This window comes from Paenibacillus agri (assembly GCF_013359945.1).
Classification (GTDB): domain Bacteria; phylum Bacillota; class Bacilli; order Paenibacillales; family Paenibacillaceae; genus Paenibacillus_AQ; species Paenibacillus_AQ agri.
Window position 1 is genome coordinate 1 of the sequence record NZ_JABWCS010000064.1, and the last position, 243, is coordinate 243.

The window sequence follows — 243 nt, forward strand, 5'->3', positions numbered from 1 at the left end:
TTGATATTGAATTTGGGTACGATCTGTACAGGATAGGTGGGAGCCGTAGAGACAGGAGCGCAAGCTTCTGTGGAGGCGCCGTTGGGATACCACCCTGATCGTATCTAGGTTCTAACCTGGTACCCTTATCGGGTACGGGGACCGTGTCAGGCGGGCAGTTTGACTGGGGCGGTCGCCTCCTAAAGAGTAACGGAGGCGTTCCAAGGTTCCCTCAGAATGGTTGGAAATCATTCGAAGAGTGCA

Annotated in this window: 1 rRNA gene; it reads left to right on the forward strand. The window is 53.9% G+C overall.

Features of this window, described 5'->3' with window-relative positions:
* Window positions 1-243 (forward strand): 23S ribosomal RNA (locus HPT30_RS00285); the annotation flags it as partial.